Raw genomic sequence first — 16,876 nt, 5'->3', positions numbered from 1 at the left:
TCTGCTGTCTTAGGCCACCCCGCCGGCGTCAGCTCCCGTACGGGAGTACCGCAGTTGGCCGAGATCGTAGCGTCCGAAGCCGAACGTGGATGCTTTGCCAATTTGTGCCAGTGAACCGAAGTGCAACAAGGGAAGCAGCTCATTTACAGCATCGCCGCTGAGTCGCATCGTCCCGACCAATCCGGGCCATAACATCCACCGCCCTTGCCGGCCGGAGTAACGGCCGACCCGCACTAAACGCAGGTCGGCAACCGAGTGCAAGGAACCGGCGAGCTGCTGCCACTCGGCTGGCGGCTCCCAAGGCTGGGCTTCGAATAGCGACAGCAAACGCGCCCGCCGGACGATGGCTTCGAAAAGCATGGACGGATCGAGCTGCGAGGCAATCCGTCCCTGATGTTTGATGCGCAGCGGAGTAACAAAGCTCAGCGTGACCTCCTGCACCGGCTCCGTCGGCAGCAGTTTGGTCAACTCGACCACTTCCGCCAACTCCAAGGTCGCTCGCGAGCCATGGGGCCCGAGACCACGGTGGCCGACACGTTGCAAGGCTTTGCGGAGCGCCTTCCAGTATTGCCACACGCAGCCTGTAGCGACGATCCGGAAGGTGAGGATGTCGCCCCTCTTGACGGCGAAGGGGCGTTCGCTTGTGGGAAGAAACGGTTTGTCTGGTGCGATCGCTAAGGGCCTCGGCGGCTCCGTGGTGACGCCGAAAGGCCGCGCTCGTGCGCCATTGCTGGCGGTCGGCTCGAAGAGGGTCGGATATGCACACGAAAGCTGCGCTGGACAGCCGTCGCAGTGGAGGCGCGCCGGAGCAACGCAAACGTCGTCGTACAAAGTCCGCGCAAGAGCGCCGTGCAGTGCGGTTGTTGGCAGTGGCGGCAAAACCCCTGCACGGGTGACTTCGTAGTGGACGAGCCAAACGTGCAGGCGCGGGAGTTCGGTCATCAGACGCAGTGCGGTCGGATGTGGTCGAGGAACTGCTCAAGGGCGCGATCCCACTCTCTCGGCGGCTGGTCCGAGTAATGGCCTGAGTACGACAGCCGGAGCTCTTGCTTTGGCACGAGTGGGCCTGCCGCGCGCCAGACCATCGGGTGGTAGTTGCTCCCGATTGGAACCACCCGAATTTGCAACGGCGAGGCCGCGCGATTGAACTTCTCCGGCCGCGCGAACCGGGCAGGGTGGCGGCGGAAACGAATGGGCAACCCAAAGGCGGCAAGAAGCTCCGGCCGATGAATTTCCGGTCTTCTCCGAAAGTCTTGGAAAACCTTCCCGATTTCGTCGAGAGCCTGATCCCAGCTCCGCTTGCCCGTTCTCCACAGATACACTTGCAGGTTCTGGCTCACGTGCTGATGCAAAGCGCCGGTCGGTGCCGGAAACCATTGACCAATCTTTTGGAATCCGCTGTCGAAGCGCTCCTTCCATTGCTCTGGCGACGCGGCCCCGTGTGCGGTGCCGAGTAGACCCGTTTCCTCCTCCCAGCCGGTCCAATTTTCCAACGCGAGGGTGCCGAAGCCGCGACGTGCCCGAGTGCCCAAGCCGCCCAGGTGACCGAAAAGCCACAACGACGCAGCCCAGGCCCTCCGGATGTATTGCTGCCTCTCACTTGACGCGGGCTTCCAATTCCACCGGAGTCGGAGGGTGACTGGCTCTTTACCCGGAGTCACCGCCTTTCTGTTGTTGCTGCCGAGGTACAAGGTGTAGCCCAGGTACGCTGCCCCTGACTCCGGTGCCCTTTTTGGTTGCAATCGGTCGTCCAGAGGAGTTTCTTCGGAAAGCCAGGACCCGAGTTGCAGAGCGATCGGAGAGGCCGTGCCGTTGCCGGTCGTAGCGCCGAATACAGAAGCCTCTTCCTTAAGGGAATCTCCCGCAACTGCCCGATACCACCAGCGCAGCGCCCCGCGAATACTGAAGGGGCGGATTTCGGACGCACCGTTCTGCTCCGCGCCAGCACAGAACACTGGTGTGACGATGCGAAGTTGTGCCTCTAGTGTTTCTTGGCTCTTCATCGCGTCACTCCCTTTTTTTGTACGCGGCGACGACCGTCGTACCCTCGACGTGGATCTCGAAGCGCACCTTCCTGGTACGCAGCTGGTTTAGACCGGAGCGGTTAAAGCCAAATCGCTGTTCGCATTCTTTGATGGAGGCATGGAAAAGATTTCCCTGTTCGTCAGTGAACACGACTAAATCCTTGGCGATATCGAAGCTGTCGATTGTTGCCCCGGCGATGGTTCTTCGCTCGACAACCCGCGCCGGCTCGCCCGCGGTCGTTTCGTCACTCGCAGAGGGGCGCGCATGCTCTTTGGCGGGACTAGCCAGTGCGAGTTTGAAGAGGCCATAGCCGGAAGATGTTTTGGCTCCCACGCCAAGCTCTTCGAGGCCGCGCAGGAGGTAACGCTCTGCTTGGTCGAGATACTTCTCAACCTCCGTATCGGTGCGGGCAAAGAGCGCAATCTCGAACCTGCTCGTCGGCTTGATCCGTAGGAAAGGCAGGGGGATGGGGTCCTCGCAATCGTGCGGAACTTTCGACTCTCCTTGGTAGTACTTAGGGTGGTGCGGACTCATGACCTCTAGTTCCAGGCAGCTTGCATCCAGCGGAATGCCATCCAGGAAATCTACCTTCCCGACTCGTCCGTCGTGTCCGCCCGCGCCGAACAGTTCGTCCACCTTGTCCGTTGTGCTTGCCCCCTTCTTTTCTGGCTCGTCATCGGGGACCACGACAGGAACGCCCAGTTCCTCCCGGAGCATGGCCTTGCGCGCCAAGCCTTTCAGTGCAGAGCCGGGGAGATACGGCAAGCCGTAAGTGTGGTGCAAACAAAACCCCAACTCGAGCGGAGTTGGTGCAGCCAACCAGAGGACGCATGGGGATAGCGCCTCGACCTCGATGACCCGCGCCCGCTTACCCAAAGCCTCAAGCCAAGCCTTGCGCCGACGACGCCAACTTTGTGCCAGTGTTGCCGACCCCTTCAAGCAGTCAATAACGTAACCGTAGGCACGCCGCCGATTCGGTTCCAATTTGCGCTGTGTTTGCTGCCATTCCACAAACTTCGAGAGCTCGAGGGCAGGGTGAACTACGAACTTCTCACGACGTGCGTGCTCGACGAGTTCCTGCGTGCTTTGGGGGAGGGTTGCCACCTCGAAGCCGTCGCCCTGGCCACCACCCGCGCCGCCGCCATGATGTCTTCCCCCGCCTTGTCCCCGGCCAGGGCCGCCTGTGTGGCCTCCGCCAGCCGCGGCACCCCGCCCCGCAGGCCTTTGCGCACCTCCGCGTGTACCGTTTGGCATTAATCCTCTCCTTGCGTGGAAGACAAACTCAGTAACCGGCGAATCATGACGCCTTAGTCCCGTTGCACTTATTTCAGTTCCACTTCCGCAAAGCGCTTGAGCCACTGCGCCGCGTTGAGTGCATCGCGTGTCTTCTGGCGCACTCTGGCTGCGCTTCGCACAAGCTCACTGACCGCGTGGGCGATATCCGCGTTGCCGTTGGCGTCCAGTTGCAGGTGCCGGACGAGCGCCTCGGCAATGGCCGGCTGTTTTTGGCCATAAAACAATAACGTTTGCGCAAGCCCCGACGTCTGGATGTGCGAGGGCAGCTTGCGGATGTGGCTGAGCAACTCGTCCTTTTTGCCTACTTGCTTCTGGAGCTCGCGCACCGTCTCAAGTGCCCACTGAGCCCGTTCCTGCTCGATGTGTTTTGCTTTCTCCGGCATGATGGGCCCTCCTGATTAGTTGGCCGCCGCTGGCCAAAGTTGGAGACGGAAGAAGCCACGCCCCACCGTTTCCTTTCCGCCAAACTGAGCCACGGGGTTCTTTTGCACGAGGTCGGCCACCCACTTCCAACCATCGGCGGGCCCCGTGGGTTGGCCCTTCTTGGCCCACTTCGTGGCGAGGCGGCGGCTTTCCAGCCCCAGCACGCTGTAGAGGAGGGAGTCCGCCGGCAGGTATTCCTCTGTCCACAGCGCTCCTTTCTCGACGGTCTTCTCGTCGCTGAGGCGCACGCGCGTGACTACCTCGGTGCCGTGCAAGGCGAGGTCCGAAAACACGTCGTCCGGAACGATGAGCAAGTTCTTCGGCAACAAATCCCGCCAGTACTGCATTTCCGCCCCACCGGGCAGCATTTGCTGCAGCAGGCCAATGAGCTTATTTAGGTCTTTCTTCTCCACGGGTAGCTCGAGTTCCTCGATCATCGCCGCGGAAAGTGGAAATGCAGTGTGCACCACTCCCTTGTCCGTGCTTGGAATCGTGCTTGCCTTGATTGCGGCCTCAATGTCGCCGCGTTTGTCCGGTTGGCAATCGCCAGCGTCGCGCAAGAAGCGGCTCAGCAAATAGGGGCACGTAACCCACGCGAATGCATGCCCAACACTGCGCACCGGTAGCAAGAGCAAGCGAGCATCGGCGACCACTAAGGATCCAGCCTCGAGGCCCTCTCCGCCGGCAGCTTTTGGCGGGGGGCTTCCAAAGAGCACGGTCGTTACCGATTCTTTGCCATTGCCGTTTACCCGCTCCGAAAGGTCGCGCAACACGCCTTTTACTCCCGACCCATGGATGGTGGGAAACCGTGTGTGACGTTCCCTTTGAATCGGTAGGTCGACCGCCCCAAGCTCTGCGCCCGTGCCAGCGTGCACCGGTGTTTCCGCTAGCATCACGAGGAGCCGTGTATCGAACATCCGTTGCTCTGCCATGAAATGACCTCCTCCTAAACTTGCTCTGGCCACTGCCCTACGAGTGCGAATCCAAACCCTGCAGCCCGTTCTTCCTCGCATTGGGCGAGGTTTTGCCCGTGGAGCTTTCTCAAATCGCCGTCCGACTCGACGTACAGCACCGTTCCCGCCGGATAGTACGTTCGCAAAGTGCGGGGGCCTTGCTCGACTTCCGCTCCGTTGCGCCGCACAGTCAGCAGCCGCCAGCCGCCAATGCGTACCGGCTTCCCTGCCGCGACCGCGAGAACGCGGACCTGATGGCCCTCCACCTCGATGTTGTCCAAGTCTCCTGGGTGGATCGGTGCAGCACAAAGGATGCGCGCGCGCTTGAGCGGCCGATCTCCCGGCGCCGGCGGAAGGTTGAACGGGCGCGGCGGCCGAAGGCGTACCAAGTGCCCGTCGGCCCCGAAGCGCGCAACTTGGCCCTGCAGGGCCTCCCAAGGCAGGCCGTCGCCTCGATCGAGCAATGGAACCGCGAGGCTGCGCCCGAGAGCAAGCTGCACGGCGCTACGCATATAGAACAGGCCTTCCCGTACTGTGTTCGCTGTCGAGTCCATGCAGATCCCGATGCGCGGCTCGGTGAAAAAATCTGGACTGGAGTCTTGTGCGCTGCGGGCTCCGAGCTCCAACGTCTCCTTGCCGGATAGCCACTCCAAGAGCAAACCTGAGTCGAAGGCTCGGAGGGGAAGAGATTTTTCCGGGTGCGCTGAGAGATCCGAAGGCGGAGCGAGCACGCACGTGCGTCCCTGCTTGAAATTGCACTGGCATTCGCGCGGCAGGAGCGTGGCACGGAGACGCCGCAGTTTGAGGGTGCCTTCCCGCACGGCGAAGACATCTGCCGGTACAGGCCATCGCAGGCTCTGCGTTTCGACATCCAACACGAGTGCAGGGCCGATGACAAACTTGGCAGGGCCATCGGGCTTGCCGATGCGGTCGACCACGTTGGCGAACCGCGGATGGTTTGACCCAGCTCGGCCATACTCCACCGCGGGGAGGCCGAGGAGTTCCGCGAGCACGCCGCGGAGCGCGCCGACTACAGTCCAAGCTGGTGGCGGCCACACGAAATCCGCATGCACGACGCCGCCGACATCGAACGGGCGCGCCGAGCGGATGGAAAACACATCCAGCGGTTCCAATTCCAGAATGTCCATGCCTCACCCCCGCTCCCCAGGTCGTGCCAAAAATGCTGCCACAGTTAACGCTTCGCTCCATTCGAACAGAGCCTGCACTGGGTTGTCCTTACAGGTTGCCCGTACACCGCGGCCGAGGTCGAGGACCACTCGCTCGAGGTAATCGCGCACGGGATTTTCTTTTTTCGACTCGTCCGACCGCTTGCTCCCAGCCAAGTCTCGCCGGAGAACCACACGCCGTGCCAGTGCTTCCCCAATGTCCCAGAGTTGGCTGTCAGCGCGCTTTGTTCCGGGCAGTCTGCCCGCTCGCGGTTCGATGTGGAGGGCTGCGATCTCCTCTCGGAACGCGGTTGCAAGGCGCGCGGACACCCCTTGTTCCTCCTTCATGAACGCTGCGGTTGCCTCGATGAGGCTCAGCACCGGAAAGATTGTTGGCGAGGAGGCTTGGTCCGATGTGTCTTTGAGGAAAAAGGGCAAGACGGTCCGACTGATCGAACCCGAACGCCGCTGCACGATGATCCCGAGCGAGTTCCGCGCTACCTGCTTGGCAGCATTCAGGGCCTCCCGAGCCATTCGCAACGCCGAACCCAAGGGCCAGCGGTAATGGAACACGCACATCCCAGCGGATGCGGTTGCGTTCGTGCCGAAGGCAAGGCCCACTTTCCTCACCTGTTCCCACTGGTCGGCAGGCTCAGGGCGACCACTTTGCGTACCGAACGTCGCCAAGGTCCAAGCGCTCGGCGTATTGAAGTGGCTACGAAGCAATTCGCGGAACCCTGCAAAGTTACTCTCATCCGCTTTGAGAAGGAGTGATTCGAACTTCTTGGGCCAGCCGGAGAAACGCAGGCGCAACCGCAGAGCAAGCTCTAGGGCGACTGGAACGGGGGCCAGGAACAAGGCATCGTCGCCGCCAGCGTAAATGAGGTGTCCCGGTAGCGCCTCCCCTTCGATGGTCATCGGTGCTGCCACGCGAGCAAATGTTGCAGCGGCTGCACTCAACGACGCGTGGAAGGCGGGGCTGAGGAAGCGTGGGCGTTCGGCGAGGGCTTGCCAGCCCGCGGGGTGGTCGGCCTTGAGCATCTCGACGACCTTCGTGTGTAGAGTCTGTAAGACTCTCGGGAAGTGTTCATGCGTCCCCGAAAGCCACTTCCCCATGCTGTCGCCGTCGAAATCGATCACCGCCAAGTACGGGCGCGGCGCATCGATGTTGGCGTCAGCAGCCGCGCGCCGCAGCTCTCGCGCCGCGCGCAGCGTTTCCTCCGGCTTCGCCTCTGGTGCCTCTTCGCGCGGGAAGTCCAACAGCCACTGACCGTCGATTCGGGCAAACTCAATCAGTGTCTTTTCCTCCGATTTCCGCGCTGCCAGATCCACCGCCTGGGGGCAGAACACTCGGGTATCCCCTTCATCTAGCCTTCCTTCGCTCACATCAGCCTGTACCGCGTCAACGAAAGCTTTCACCTTCTCTAGGAGCTTCTTGTTGCCGTCTCTGCAGGCCAGAATCACGTCCAGCTTGAACTGGGCTGCGGCAACATCTCCGGTGGAGGGGTGGCGAGGGCCGAAGGGGCCGGAATCCTCCTCGCGCAAACCCTCCAGTTCGAATAGGCGCTTCCATGTGCAAGGTCCGCAAAGCTGTTCGCCTTCGGAGAGCCGCTTGCGGTCCTTGCGTTTGGCAAGCCCTTCGGTCCGTTGGATCCAAAAGTCATTGCCGCCAAGCACTTGCCGCTCGCCGCAGCAACTACACTTGAGCCCACCTTCGTCGCTAACGTGCTGCGCCCGCTCACGTTTCACCGCGTCAACCAGCAACGTGGCCTGGTCGGTTATGTCCGGATACAGGAGGCCAGCATTGGGTTCGTACCCGGAGAACACTTCCTCTACGGTGTCGATGGTTGCCAGCGCCTCAGAAACAATCGGGGTACGCTTGTGCCAGCAAGTCTCATGGGTTGACGCGACCCAAGTTCGAGGACTTTGGTCGAGCGGCCACGGCACCACGCTCCAGAACACTTGCAACAAGGCTTGCGCTTGCTCGCGCGCCCGTTCGCCGTACTCTTGTCCTTCGCCTGCGCAGTCCCCTGCTTGGCGAACGCTGTCTTCCCAAAACGCACGCACTTTCTTCTCAACCTTTCGGGCTATCTCTTCGGCCTGCTCGTAGGGAATGACAGCGGTGAACACGTTCGGGAGCGAAGGCGTACGCAGCGCACGGGGGAGATAGCGCTCGGTCTCATCGAACACGGCCCACAGCGGCGACTGCTGCCGCTTGCCAGGATCCTCCGGTGCGCACTCCCGCAGCTGTGGTTGGCCAAGTAACCAGCGGTCGAAACGGGGCTCGTCGCGTAAGCTGGGGAACAGCACGTGATCCGGACCAAACTCCTCGACGATTGTTTCCATGGCGCACCAAGTGGTTTCGGCCAGGATGCTCGACGAAGCCCAGAGATCGCGAAGTTTTCGCGAGGCTTCGATGAAGTCCTGCACGGGTGCAAACTGTACGCGGAGAAGGGCAGCTTTGGTGCCTTGGTCTAAAATCGTCGCCAAGGCGGAAACCAAGGAATCATGAATGAGAACCGAGTGATCGGGCATGCGGGAATCGGCAGGTAAGAGCGGCCAAAGCAAGCCTAGATTTCGCTGGCGTCCTTCCATCCGTGCGAGGAGCTCAGGCAGGAAACGCCACAAGACTAGGAAGCGCAGGCGGTTATTCGGTAGCTCTCCGATCACCCCTGGCAGTTGTGCGCCGATGCGTTCGGCCGCATCGACGCACTCAGTCGGAAAGACCAGCTCGAACGCTTGGCCCCTGCGCGTTCCGGGTTGCAAGATGGGCTTTCCTTCGAGCGGATGGATGAGTTGCAGTTGCTGTTTCGGGTCGACGCGAAATTGCGCGAGCCAGCTCTGCCGGTCAGCCCCTGCGGCCAGGTGGTCCGCTGTCGCAATGAGGCTGGCAGTGCCGTTGCTGAGTGCTTTTTCGGTGATGCGCTCGGCGATGCTGGCTCCTTGTGCCGCGTGGCCCCGCCCCAAAGCAAGTGGCTTATGGGGTGGGTCGTGCAAAAACGCGTGAATCTTGAGAGTCCAGCGATCGACGTTCGTCACAGGTGTTTCTCCTTCTGAATCGCTTGTGCGGGCTGCCTCCCGTGCTGCGGTTTGTTCATGATGGATCCTGACCGATTACGCAACCGCTGTGGCACTCGTGGCAACATTGCCACCAATGGTTGGCAGGCCACTGACTATCAGGAGTTCTGGTGCCGCGGCGATACCGTAAAGACGTTGGCCGCGTTCTCCTCTGATTTGCACTTCGTACGGTTTGCTCGCACTGCCCAGCTTTTCTTCGAGGAGCGCATTGAGTTTGGAAATTTCCGGGCGGAAGTTGCGCTCTGACCACGTTTTCCCAACTGCCACACTCTTCAGCTGTTGCATGAGCGTGCGGAGTTCTTCTCTGAAACCCCGCCCGATTTCTTCAGCCGGCAGGAAGCACCTAGAGCAACCAGCGCAAACGCTCCCGGGAAGATGGCTCTGCCGCCGCCGCGCAAGAAGCGCGTAGATCCCTACCCGCAGGGGAGAAACGTGGATGGCTTCACCACCACACACCAAGCGGCAGAGCGCCACATCGATTTCAACAGTAGGCCGCACAACCTGGCCCAAACGCTGCTGCAAACGCTGAACAAGCTCAGAGAAACTGTTTGCGGCGAGGTCGCGGCTATCTTGCCAAAGCCGCAAGCGCAAAAAGGGGAGTTCGGCAAGATCGATCGACACGTCTTTCAGCTGAACCTCAATTGTTTTGCCGGCCGGGGTCTCGGCCTTCACAAAGCGGCCCCGTGGTGGCGGGTAGAAAAATGAACTGCCCTCCAGCTCCGGGGGACGCACCAGCACATGCGATAAGCGGTCGTCCACGCGGCCAAACAAAACCATTGCGGTGGCGAGCAGATAGCCCATCGTTTTTCGCCCGCCCGCGATGGAAGCGTGCAGGGGAGGGTGCTCCGGTCTTGTGTGGTTGCGAACGAAATCCAGAATGAAGTCCCCGGCAGCCTTGCTGTCGGCTTCGCTGCGAACATCATCGAGCGGCTGCCGGTCCGGCCCTGGCAGCACGAGCACCTGCTTGCGATTGAAGTGGAAATTGCGTGCGGCTGGGTAGTCGCGTTGGAGCCTCGACCACGGACCGCCCCTCCTCAGTAGTCGTTGTTCGATGTGGTCTCGCCCCGCAGTGGTGGTAATGACGAACACTTGCGTGCGCGGCACGGGCCGTTGCCGGCAGAGAGCCCACACAGTTTCGGTGATCACCTGCGGGGACGATCCGGCAACGAACAGCAGCGTCCTCTCCCACCCCATCGTCTGCACCACTCGAGGCGGGCACATACGTGGAAAGGTGCTGCGTTGTCAAGATTTGCCAAACCATTGTGTGCTGCGGGCGAGACCTGGCAGGGGCGCTCAGCAACCCGCCTGTCGTTGTGCCCTTCGGCTTTTGGTGTGGCCAGGTGCAGCCCGCGACTCTGGACTGCTCTTCTGACCGGTGTCCTCGGCAGAGGGTGAGTTTAGATCACGCGAAATTCCTCGTACTCTGTGACCTCGCCACGCCCCCAACTTTCGATTCGCGGTTTGCAAGCGGCGCAGAGAAAATAGTAGCGTACTCGGTCCGTCTTCGGGTCGATCAGCCTCTCGACCTGCCGTTGCAGGCGCCGCAGGTGATTTTCCGGCAGCCGCGGTGCCTCGAACACAGACTTTTGCACGCGGACCGCGTACTTTTTCAGCGCTTTCACCACACGGTAGCGCACACGATCGTCGGAGATGTCAAATGCGATCACCGTGAACATTGCCCCCTCCTTCCAGGTCTCAATTAGCGCACGACGAATGGTTCGTAGCGTTGCTCCTGACCGAGAACGCACCGAGCGAAGTGCCGCACTTGCTCCTCGATCACCTGGCGGTACTTGAGCCGCTGATTCCTTGGCGGATACAAAATTTCGTTGCGGAGGCGCCGTTCAAAGAGTTCGATGAAGTACTTCATCGCCTCTCGTTTGAAACGGATGGGCTCTCCTTCTTGCCCGGGTTCGAAGTCGTTGGTGGTGAACACTCGCTGGTTGATGCATGCGACCACCATCGGATCCACAATCATCGCCCGGTATTCCTCCATGAGATCGCACACCAGCGACGGTCGGCCGTAAGCAATTTCGTGGAGGGCGCCGACGTACGGGTCGAGCCCCACGATTTGCACGGCCGTTTCCACCGCGTTGGCCAGCAGGGTGTAGCCTAAGGAGAGCAAGACGTTCACCGGATCCAGCGGCGGCCGCCGGTTCCGCCCGGAGAACTCGAAATCCGGATTCTTCAGGAGCACGTTGAACACTTCGAAATACAGAGCGGAAGCGCGCCCCTCGAAGCCGCGAACTTCATCTAGCGTCGAGGCTTCGGCAAGCTGTTCCTGCACCGCTCCGAGTCGGTGGGCGGTTTCGGTCAGTGGCGCCCCAGCGCTGTGCCGCCGCGCAGCCTTGAACAAGAAGGCGCGCATATTGGCAATTTTCCCGTGCACAATCCGCCGGGCAAATTCGAGCGCGCGCCCCTTGTCGCGCAGCGCATCGTACTGGGCAAGCCGCAAGGTGACGTTCTTCGAGTGATGGTGCATGAGCCGCCCGCGAAACTTGCCGTGCAGGGACAAAAACACCGTGTCGATCCGTTCGTTGACGAGAAAGTCGAGAACTGCGGGCGTAACCAAGATGTTGCCCATCAAGACAAGCTGATCCAGATCATGGACGAGAAGTTCTGTGCGCTTGATGTTTCCGAGCCAGACTTCGAGTACGGGGCCGTTTCGGCGCACGGTGGCCCCCGGTTCTGTGATGTACGCTGTTTTCATCCTACCCCCCAAGAGTCGAGTGAATTTGTCCGTGTATCGAACGCAAACCGCCCGACAAGCGACACTGTGTCCCAGCTCGCTGTCACATCAGGTCTTGGGAGACCGTCCACCCGAAGGCGAGGTTTCGGCAGCTTCGGTGGCGGGCTCCCAAGGCGGTGCGGAGCTCTCCGGAGTAGATGGGTTGGATGGCGGACGCCCGAGAAGTTCACGCAGGATCTTTTCGACCTCTTCCAACCGGGCGATGATTTTGCGCAGTTCCTCCTTCGAGCTCCCCGTGTCGGGGAAATCCGATCCCAGCCATTCATCGGCTGCTACTGGAGACAAAGGTTCGCGGCGGTGGAAGTGGGGCGAACCCGAGAGTGCAAACAGCACCGGAGTGGCGTAGCCGGCCTCCGGTACCTCAGGGCAGCTACATCGCTCGGCAAGTTGTGGAAAATACTCCTTGAGGCGCCTGCAGCCCACTGGCGACTGTAGGCCACGGCGGACCCGCTCTAGCTCCTTTCTGCTTGCACCCGTGCGCGCAAAAATTTGCTCGATGACGGGATTGTCGCGGCCAATGAGGCCAATGCTGTAGAGCAGGCACCTCAACCCCGTCGTAGGTAGGGGCTCCCCTTCGAGCGCCCTCCGCGCGAGCTCTCTCAGCACGGCGCAGTTTTCCAAAACGCGGTCGACGGCTTCCGCCACGGGCTTCCGGCTCTCGATGGCCGCGAGGGCTTCGGCTAACGCGCGGGGAGAACCCAGGGGACTCGTCGGAAGACTTGGCTCTTGCGGCGTTGGAGTTGGCGCTTGCAGGGGACGCAGCGGTACCACTCTGTCGTTCAGCAGTCGGTCAAAGATCACCGGATCCACCGGGCAAACGCTCCGCAGGGCAGACAGCTCTGGTAGGGGTTCCAGACTTTCACCTTGCAAGAAGCGCGAGGGGCGAAGGGTTGCTTGATGTACCCCGAGCGGCAGCTTCACGAGGTTGCCGAGACCCTTGCCGGTAAGTTCGTCTTGCTTCGGGAAGATCTCCACCACGACACTCGCCGGTTGCGACCCACTGCGCCAGAGCAGTTCGCGCACGAAGGCACGGGCACGGCGGGCAGGAACACGCGGGGCAAAAAAGATCCAAATGTGCAACCCTGCCCCACCCGTGTCCTCCAGCAAAGTGGGCACGTCGAGCTCTCTCGCCGTACGGACGATGCGACTGGCGTACTCACGCAGTGCGGGTAAGCCCAAGCCGCCAAGCTCATCCGTTTGTTCCAGGCGTGCTTGCTCGAGGGCTGCACTTGTCGGGTCAAGGTCGATCACGGCAAAACTTACGTGGTGGTCTGGATATAGAAGGTACTGACCAATGGTGATGCGCCCTTCGAGGTGTTGGGCAATCACGCGATCGTCGAGCGGCTCTCGCACAGGGACATAGCCCGTTCGATCGTTGCGAGCGTCGTACCATTGGCGCGCGTAAACATCGCCACGGCCGGCGAACCAACGTCGAAAGAGCTCAATCAACGCAGTGTCCGTGGATGGTGTCTTCCCCTGATCCACGCGGGGAGTGGCCTCGAAGGTGAGAAAGTCGTCTCCCGTGTCCTCTGATTCCGGCTGCGAGCCCTTCTCTTGGCTCAGGATGCCTTCCGGCTGCTGGCCCTGGAGCCTCCAGCCCTCTTCGAGTTCGCCCGCTTCGATCAGGAGCAAGGCCCACTTCGCGCGCTCGCCCTCTACCGCACCCGCTGCTGCAGCAGCCGCGTAGAGCTCTTTGACGAGCGCATAATTGCCCTCCGCTGCTGCACGCGCAGCGAGTGCGAGATGTCCTGAGGCGACTGAAGAGGAACTGCTCTCTCGCGTTGCCATTGTTGCCCCCAAAACAAATTTGCTTGCCCGCTGTTGCTAGCCTGCCAGTCGGGCGAGTTCAGCCTGAGCACGATCCGCAAACGTTGGCAGCAGAGCCATTCTCTTGTAAGCGTTACGTGCTCCTTCGATGTCTCCTTGCTGCTCGCAGAGCTTGGCAAGCGCCTCCAGTGCTTCCGGATACTCGGTCACGTAGCGCCGGCGCCGGAAGTCGGCTGCCTGCTCATAACAGCGGCGCGCCTCGCCGAATTCGCGGATGCTCTCGTAAATCTGCCCCATCTTGAACAACGTCAGGTGGCGGCCGACGTGATCTTTCAACAGCGAACTTTTGTAGAGCTTCAATGCGCGCCGCCGCTCCCCGCGGGCGAGTTCCGCATCGCCCAGCAGTCGCCAAATGTACGGCTTTCGGTGGTGCGGTCGGACGTTCGACTCCAGCCAATTGACGGCGTCGGCGGGTCGGTTCGTCGCTAAGGCAATTTCTGCCAGGAGGGCATAAACGAAATCGTGTTCGCGATGTCGGGCATGCTCCAACGCGATCCGCAATGCGCGTTCCGCGTCGGCATGCTCGCCCAGAGCAAACAGGACTTTTCCCGCCAGGAAAAATTTGAAGAGGGGTTCTTGGTGGTTGCGATTCTTGTCCACGCGAATGCAGCGATAGATGTACCGGCGTGCATCTTCGTAGCGCTTTAGGCGATAAGCGGAGCGAGCCGCACCGTAAAGCGCCATGACGTAAGTTTTAAAGTACCGGTGCTGTTCGTTCCGCACCTCTTCTGGCAGGGCCTCGAACAGACCGATCACTTCGCGGAACAGCCGGAGGGCCACTGCATCTTTTTGCGCCAGGATACTCGCGTGGTAAACGGCTAGCCGATACTTGTCTTTCAGGGATTTCGGTTCCAAGCGCAGCGCTTCCGCAATCCAACGTTCGAAACCCCTTCGCCAGGATTCTGGGTCGTTCAGCCGCGGCTTTTTGATTTTGTGCTGCAGCAGAGCGAGGTAGTGGATGTAGGCCAGTCCGCTGGCGATGCGATGGCTTGGGGCAGCTTCGTACAACTCGGTGTAGAGAGCCCGGGCCTCTTCCAGGCGCCCGAGTTGGGTAAGCGCAAATCCCACCTCGCTTGCGAGGTCGGCTTGGGCTACCTGGACGGGTCGCTGAATTTCCGGTAATTGCTTAGCGATCTCTTCCCAATTCCCCTGGTTCTTCCACTGCCTCACCGCCTCCACTCCGGGGGATTGGCCCGTTTCGTGGATGCGTTGCTCTGTCATGGCAACGAAGCCTATTGGAGGAAGGAAACCCGAGGAAAGAGGGGTGGGGGAGTTGGCAACGTTGCCACCAACCGTTGGCGCTTGCAGATCTGGGTTAGGGATTGGGGGTCCGGATCGTGATGCGGTCGGGGTCGAGATGGATTCCGTAGGACGTATGCGGGCGGCTCCCAGCGCCGCGAAACCTGACAGCCTCGAGGTGAGCCAAGGGCAAGCCGAACTGGGATAGGGCGCGTTTGATGCGGGACATGGCTTGCCGGACATATTCGTCGGGAAGCTCGCGGTCACTCTCAGGCACGAACGCGGAAAGCTGAGCAGCCTCACGGAAGCAACAAGGGCAGGGGCGGATCGGGGAGCCGTTGGCGGCGCCGGTGTGCGGATCCAACCCCGAGCGAGCGCCCTTGGCCTCTGGCAACGGTGCCCACTGCGCCGTTTCCGCATCTTTGGGGATTTCCTGCGCATCGGCCACGCGGTGGCAGGGAGGAGCGGTCACCACGGATGAGGGCGCTGGGCAGTGCTGTTTCCGCAATTGGGCGAGGTGAAGCCAAAGAACAAGATCGCGTTGGCGCAAGCGGATCCGCAGCCGATTGGGCCAAAGCGTGCGACCGTCCACGACTACGCGGGTGAGCGTTCCCCGTTCGTCCAGGTGGAACTCCAGGCTCGGCTGGGGATGATCGTCAAGCCCCGGTTGCACAGCGGCGACGAGGGTAGGTTGCTCGAGGGCGTCCGCGCGGCGGGGTAATTCCTGCACACGTAGAAACGGAAGCTCGCTGAGGACCACTCTTGGTGTGGAGCGCCGTGCACGGCCCGCGGTGGGACGCGCTTCGGCAAGCAGTCCGCGCACGCGGATGTCGAAGAGGCGATCTTGCGGTCGGGCCAAAAGTTGAAAGGCGAGGGTCAGCGCTTGCCGCAGCGCTTGGCGGGCGCCAGCACATACCCCAAGCAGGGTGCTGCTCTCGGCGATGAGCGTCCGAACGATTTCGAGGACTTGTCGCCATGCTGCCATGTTATCGTCGGTGGTCAGCAAATCGCGGAGCGGCTCTGTGCCCGAGGGGTTCGTGAGGAGATGGAAGCGGAGTTCGGGTACACAGATCCCGTGTTGCCGAGCGACCTTTGAGAGAATGCTCGCGTGAGGCCCGAGTGTGGCGCGGTAGGCATCCCACACGCGTTGGGTTCCGATCACGTCGATGCGCTCGATCTTCACGGGTTTGGGTGCTGCGACCGTGAGTGCATAAAACGCCTCGACAATCCGCTTCGCTTGCACGCCGGCGACGGCGACCAAGTAAGTGGAGCCGCTGTACATCCCTGCCTCCCAAAGGCCTCGTGTTGCCACAGAACCAAGGGGCAACGCAAGTTCTTCTCGGTCGATTCCGAGCCAGGGCGGGTTCGGAGCAAACGGGTCCGCGGTTCGGTGTGAATCGCCGTCGCGCCGGGATGACGCGCTGCAACGTTGCCGCGAGCCTCGAGCACCTGTTGCAATTTGCGCGTCGGGTGTAAAAGCTCGTCTCCACACAGGGCCGACAGACATCATGGGCCGAGGCGCTGCCATGGGGACGAAACGCTCGCCAGGACTTCCCAGCGGGGACGGCATTGGGGGCTGTCCCGTTGCATCGACCGTGGCTTTCGTGCAAGAGCGTGCTTGCGCGAGAACGCGCAAAAGGGCCTTGGCGCCAAGAAGGCGGGTCCTGCTCTTTGAAAAGTGGGTTACGGTGCACGTAGGTCCGCTGAGCTCGCCTGAGGTCTGCACTGGGACGGTTAATCGCGCCAGTCGCGGGCCTCTGACGGCTTTGCGGGGTTTCTCCGCGATTTTCCGCAATGCCTCGTGTCACGAGTGGCGCACGCGGCAAATTCTGTCAATTCCGGGGCTTAAACCGTATACCCCCTGTAGAGTCACAAGCATTGTGTGGACGCAGGCGGCGACTGGCGGAAACCCCAGGCTAAGGGCGCAGAACTTCGACCGGAGCGGCTCCCACTGCCCGAGGGCACACGTTCCCCGAGAGGGGTTTGAGACGAGAATCATTGACGACTTCAATCTTTTTAATCATCAGCCCGAGGGCACACGTTCCCCGAGAGGGGTTTGAGACCAGAGCGGGTTCATGCACCCGCTCGGTGGAGTAGCCCGAGGGCACACGTTCCCCGAGAGG

At 61.3% G+C, this 16,876-nt stretch carries 14 protein-coding genes; all 14 read right to left on the bottom strand.

Features of this window, described 5'->3' with window-relative positions:
- Positions 1–9: 9 nt before the first annotated feature.
- Complete coding sequence (gene cas6 / locus N3C12_10340) at positions 10–942, bottom strand: CRISPR system precrRNA processing endoribonuclease RAMP protein Cas6 (protein MCX8072835.1); 933 nt, start codon at positions 940–942, stop codon at positions 10–12.
- Positions 942–2,003, bottom strand: a complete 1,062-nt coding sequence (cmr1, locus tag N3C12_10335; GenBank protein MCX8072834.1) for a type III-B CRISPR module RAMP protein Cmr1 — start codon at positions 2,001–2,003, stop codon at positions 942–944. The genes cas6 and cmr1 overlap by 1 nt, the downstream gene beginning before the upstream one ends.
- Before the next feature lie 4 nt (positions 2,004–2,007).
- Complete coding sequence (cmr6, locus tag N3C12_10330) at positions 2,008–3,279, bottom strand: type III-B CRISPR module RAMP protein Cmr6 (GenBank protein ID MCX8072833.1); 1,272 nt, start codon at positions 3,277–3,279, stop codon at positions 2,008–2,010.
- 68 nt (positions 3,280–3,347) lie between these two features.
- Positions 3,348–3,704, bottom strand: coding sequence for a type III-B CRISPR module-associated protein Cmr5 (cmr5, locus tag N3C12_10325; GenBank protein MCX8072832.1), 357 nt, complete (start codon positions 3,702–3,704; stop codon positions 3,348–3,350).
- A 15-nt stretch (positions 3,705–3,719) separates the two neighbouring features.
- Positions 3,720–4,676 (bottom strand): type III-B CRISPR module RAMP protein Cmr4, encoded by a 957-nt coding sequence (cmr4, locus tag N3C12_10320; GenBank protein ID MCX8072831.1) that lies wholly within the window; start codon positions 4,674–4,676, stop codon positions 3,720–3,722.
- 14 nt (positions 4,677–4,690) lie between these two features.
- Positions 4,691–5,845 carry a hypothetical protein gene (locus tag N3C12_10315; protein MCX8072830.1) on the bottom strand — a complete coding sequence of 385 codons (1,155 nt, stop codon included), beginning with the start codon at positions 5,843–5,845 and terminating at the stop codon, positions 4,691–4,693.
- 3 nt (positions 5,846–5,848) lie between these two features.
- Positions 5,849–8,902, bottom strand: a complete 3,054-nt coding sequence (gene cas10 / locus N3C12_10310; protein MCX8072829.1) for a type III-B CRISPR-associated protein Cas10/Cmr2 — start codon at positions 8,900–8,902, stop codon at positions 5,849–5,851.
- Positions 8,903–8,977: 75 nt separating this feature from the next.
- A complete protein-coding gene (gene csm6, locus N3C12_10305) occupies positions 8,978–10,135 on the bottom strand; it encodes a CRISPR-associated ring nuclease Csm6 (protein ID MCX8072828.1) in 1,158 nt (385 codons plus the stop codon).
- A gap of 203 nt (positions 10,136–10,338) precedes the next feature.
- Positions 10,339–10,617, bottom strand: coding sequence for a CRISPR-associated endonuclease Cas2 (gene cas2 / locus N3C12_10300; protein MCX8072827.1), 279 nt, complete (start codon positions 10,615–10,617; stop codon positions 10,339–10,341).
- Positions 10,618–10,640: 23 nt separating this feature from the next.
- Positions 10,641–11,648: a CRISPR-associated endonuclease Cas1 gene (gene cas1 / locus N3C12_10295; protein MCX8072826.1), complete on the bottom strand. Its 1,008-nt coding sequence runs from the start codon at positions 11,646–11,648 to the stop codon at positions 10,641–10,643.
- 87 nt (positions 11,649–11,735) lie between these two features.
- On the bottom strand, positions 11,736–13,475 hold the full coding sequence (locus tag N3C12_10290; GenBank protein ID MCX8072825.1) for a CRISPR-associated primase-polymerase type A1: 1,740 nt from the start codon (positions 13,473–13,475) through the stop codon (positions 11,736–11,738).
- A 36-nt stretch (positions 13,476–13,511) separates the two neighbouring features.
- A complete protein-coding gene (locus tag N3C12_10285; GenBank protein MCX8072824.1) occupies positions 13,512–14,735 on the bottom strand; it encodes a tetratricopeptide repeat protein in 1,224 nt (407 codons plus the stop codon).
- 94 nt (positions 14,736–14,829) lie between these two features.
- The gene (locus N3C12_10280) at positions 14,830–16,035 is read right to left on the bottom strand and encodes a CRISPR-associated ring nuclease (GenBank protein MCX8072823.1); all 1,206 of its coding nucleotides are present in this window, start codon (positions 16,033–16,035) and stop codon (positions 14,830–14,832) included.
- Positions 16,036–16,669: 634 nt separating this feature from the next.
- Positions 16,670–16,876: hypothetical protein (locus N3C12_10275; GenBank protein MCX8072822.1), on the bottom strand; the 207-nt coding region annotated here is incomplete at its 5' end.

Source organism: Candidatus Binatia bacterium (assembly GCA_026415395.1).
GTDB lineage: Bacteria > Desulfobacterota > Binatia > HRBIN30 > HRBIN30 > HRBIN30.
The sequence above is the reverse complement of the archived record's forward strand: the minus strand, read 5'-3'. Positions and strand labels throughout refer to the sequence as shown.